Source organism: Milkweed yellows phytoplasma str. MW1, from assembly GCF_000309485.1.
GTDB lineage: Bacteria > Bacillota_I > Bacilli_A > Acholeplasmatales > Acholeplasmataceae > Phytoplasma.
Genome location: NZ_AKIL01000091.1, coordinates 1 through 3,917, shown reverse-complemented (window position 1 = coordinate 3,917; position 3,917 = coordinate 1). Strand labels below are relative to the sequence as shown.

Below are 3,917 nucleotides of genomic sequence, written 5' to 3'. Positions count from 1 at the left end.
CTACACGACGCTCTTCCGATCTGCTACATAATTAGTAATTTTTTTGTTAAAATATTTTAGACTTTATTAAAAAAATGTTTTCAAAAAGAAATTAATATTTATAAAAATTCAAACAGTGACGCATTTTTTTTATTAAATAATAAAATTTAAAAGGAGTTTATTATATTTATGACACAAAATGTTAACAATTTTGATGAGTTTTTGCATTTTGAGCAAAACCATCCTAACAAAAATCCTCATAAAAGAAAGAAAGATTGGCTCAACATTATCAAAAATATCACTAGCATCTTATTGAATGTTTTGTTAATTATCGGTGTTTTTTGCTTTATAATAACAAAAGCATTAATTACAAAAGCAACGACAAAACCAATGTTGGGCGATGTTGATGCGAATAAAGAAGAAAATTCATGGGCTAAAGATAAATTGATAAAAACTTATGATAAAACATTTGAAGATTTTTATGGTTATGCAAATGAAAAAAACGAATTAAAAAAATTAGTGGAATATGCTAAAAATCTTAAAAAAGGCGAAATAGAAAGAGGAGTTATACTTTATGGACCACCAGGAACAGGTAAGACTTTTTTGGCAAAAACTTTAGCAGGAGAACTTAAAGGTATAAGTTCTGTTTATTCTGCAACTGGTTCAGATTTTGTCGAAAAATACGTTGGCGTAGGAGCTTCTCGAATCAGAAATCTTTTTAAAACAGCGAAAGAAAAAGCGATTAAAGACAATAATAACACTTATTTTATTTTTATTGATGAAATAGAAACCATCGGTAGAGCAAGAAGTAAAAGTGATGATAATAATCATTCAGAACATGAATCTACTTTAAACGCTTTATTAGCCAATTTAGACGGTTTTAATAAAAATAAAAACGAACCACAAGCCATTATTATTGGGGCTACTAATAGATTTGATCTTTTAGACGATGCTTTAACCAGACAAGGTCGCTTAGGCAAACACATATATATGGGTTTGCCGGATTTAAAAACTACTGAAAAATTATTAGAAGGCAGTTTGAAAAGGTCTGGTTTGAAAATGTTTTCTCAAGAAAACAAAGAAAGTCTAGATCAAAGAATTAAAGAAATTGCCGAAACAATTCATCTATTCGGTTTCAGTGCGGCTCAAATTGATTCACTAGCTAAAAAAGCTAAAGAACTTGAAAATGAAAAGAAAAAACCTGCATCTTTAGAAGTTACTAATGAAGAAATATATAATTTAATGGACGAAGTTCTTTTAGGTCCTATTTCTACAAATGAATTAAACGAAGAAGATAAAGTAAGAGTTGCTATCCATGAAATGGGGCATGCTATATTAGCTCATAAATTAGATCGTAAAGTTGTTCGTGTAACTATCGAACCTAGAGGACAAGCTGAAGGTTATACTTTGATTTTATCTAAAAAAGCGAGTAATTTTCCTACTAAAAAAGATTTAGAAAAAAGCATTCAAATATCATTAGGAGGAAGAATTGCAGAAGAATTTTTTTACGGAGACGGACAGTTTAGCGTAGGAGCTAGCGATGATTATAAAAAAGCTTATTCATTAGCGTTTCAAATGGTGACGAAATACGGAATGTTACCTGATCCTCCTGATACTAATGCTTCAAGTTCTAGCAATAAAATACCTTTAATGGTTTTTGATTCTAAAATAGATTCTGAAACGCAAAAATTGATTAAACAAATAGTGAACCATTCTTATGTCAAAGCTTTAAAATTGTTTGAAGATTCCGTATCTTCATTGTCTTCCGAATCTTTAAAAGGTAAGGAGCAAGAAGAGTTAACTAAACAAATAACCGGAAAAACTTTACTTTCAAATGATAAATTGTTAAATGTCATAAACAAACTTTACAAAGAGAGAAAAATTTACGAAAAAGATATGAATGATTTATTATGCGATCGAAAAATAGTACAAAAATCTCAATAATAAAAAATCCATTAAAACTAAACAAAATCACATTAGATATCTTTATAATAAAAAGACAAAACTTTCGATCAATTCCAAGTTTTGTCTTTTTTTTTTTTTTTTAGATAAAAATCTTTTTTTGATAAATAAATCAAAAGAGCAAAAAAATCCTCCTTAATGAAATAAAAAAACCAATTTGTTATAAAAAAACAAATTGGTTTAAATATTGCGATAAAATAAAATCTTTTAGTAAATTAGAAGAGAGTTTATTATTATCTAGGTTGAATTTGTAAAAGTTTTTTCTCGTAATAAACATTGTCTTTAGATTGAACTTGTTTAACAAAACGATCAGCAATTTCAAAAACAGTTTTATTAGAAAGATGTTTGATGTTTCCGATATTTTTGCCATAAATGTTAAATTTATCGTTTAAAATTTTTAAAAATACTGGTGGATTAATTCCGTCTTCTCTGCCTAAATTAATAGTTAATTCGGTCATTTGATCTCTACCGCCAAATCTACCAAATTTATTATTATTGGAGAAGTTAGAATTACTTTTCCTGCCGTAATTTTCTCTTCTGTTGTCGGAACCATAACTGTTAGAATTGTTGAATCTGTTAAAGTTGTTATTTCTGTAATTGTTACGAGTGTTTTGGTAACTTGAAAAACCACCGAATGATTTTGGTTCAACTATTTCTTCATATTTTTTACTTTTAGGCATTAAGTGACTTAATAAATTGTTAATAATTGTTTTGTCATCGAATTTTTCTAATAAAGCTTCTGTTAAAGTTGTTGCTTTATTGTTTTCTTCTGGATTTTGTTCGATTAATTCAAAAATTTTAGTTTCAAATAATTTATTTCGTTCTTGTTTAATTTCTTCTATTGAAGGGATATTAACAGCAGTTATTTTTTCTTTTAAATAATTTTCTAATTTTTTTAATTGAGAAACTTGTTGAACACTTATTAAACTGTAAGCAACACCTTTTTTACCGGCTCTACCAGTTCTACCGATTCTGTGTACGTATACTTCGTCTTCATGCGGTAAATCAAAGTTAATAACCATTTTAATGTCATCAATATCTAATCCTCTAGCGGCTACATCGGTAGCGACCAAGATTTTAATATTTTTTTTACGGAAACTATTCATTACGTGTTGTCTTTGGTTTTGTTTTAAATCGCCGTGAATAGCGTCAGCTAAAAAATCTCTTTCTTGTAAGTAAGATAAGATATTATCAACATCTTTTTTCGTATTAGCAAAAATAATTGCTGATTCAGGATTTTTTTGATCTAAAAGGCGAACTAAAAGTTTACTTTTGTCAAAATGTTTAACAATAAAATAAAATTGTTCAATCGATTTAACAGCGATATTTTGTTGTAAAACTTTTAATACTTTAGGGTTGTTTTGGTATTTAGAAGCTATTTTCTTAATGGAAAAAGGCAAAGTAGCTGAAAATAAAGCTGTTTGTTTTTCTTTAGGAATTTGGCTTAAAATAGTTTCTAAAGCATCTTGGAAGCCCATTTTTAACATTTCATCAGCTTCATCAAGAATTAAAATTTTAACTGCTGATAAATCAACTTTTTTTCTATCTAAAAGATCGATCATTCTACCTGGAGTAGCGATAATGATTTGCGGCTTTAAATCAAGTTGATGGAATTGTTTAATGTAAGATTCTCCACCGTAAACTACTGCTGTTCTAATTTCTCTGTGAAATTTTAATAATTTTTTAATTTCTTGAGAAACTTGCAAAGCTAACTCTCTTGTAGGGCACAATATTAAAGATTGTGTTTTATCTAATTTTGGGTCTATTTTTTCAATGGTAGGGATGCCGAAAGCGAAAGTTTTCCCTGTTCCGGTTTGAGATTGAACAATAATGTCATTCCCTTGTATCATTTCTGGTATTGCCATAGTTTGAACTGATGTAGGAGTTGAAAAATTTAACTCTTCTAAAGCTTTTTCTGTTTGTGGCAATAAATTTAAATCTGTAAATAATATACTCATTTTTTTTCCTCTATTTAT

The 3,917-nt window shown here is 28.2% G+C and carries 2 protein-coding genes; one reads left to right on the top strand and one right to left on the bottom strand.

The window, feature by feature from the left end; translation table 11 throughout:
• Nucleotides 1-168: 168 nt before the first annotated feature.
• Complete coding sequence (locus tag RI76_RS02030) at nucleotides 169-1,923, top strand: AAA family ATPase (RefSeq protein WP_017192479.1); 1,755 nt, start codon at nucleotides 169-171, stop codon at nucleotides 1,921-1,923.
• 251 nt (nucleotides 1,924-2,174) lie between these two features.
• Here the strand turns inward: RI76_RS02030 and RI76_RS02025 are convergent, their stop codons facing one another.
• Nucleotides 2,175-3,899 carry a DEAD/DEAH box helicase gene (locus RI76_RS02025; RefSeq protein ID WP_026072052.1) on the bottom strand — a complete coding sequence of 575 codons (1,725 nt, stop codon included), beginning with the start codon at nucleotides 3,897-3,899 and terminating at the stop codon, nucleotides 2,175-2,177.
• Nucleotides 3,900-3,917 lie beyond the last annotated feature (18 nt).

Excerpts from the sequence above, each read along its gene's own strand:
- RI76_RS02030 (WP_017192479.1), top strand. The coding sequence starts at position 169 with ATGACACAAAATGTTAACAATTTTGATGAGTTTTTGCATTTTGAGCAA.
- RI76_RS02025 (WP_026072052.1), bottom strand. The coding sequence starts at position 3,899 with ATGAGTATATTATTTACAGATTTAAATTTATTGCCACAAACAGAAAAA.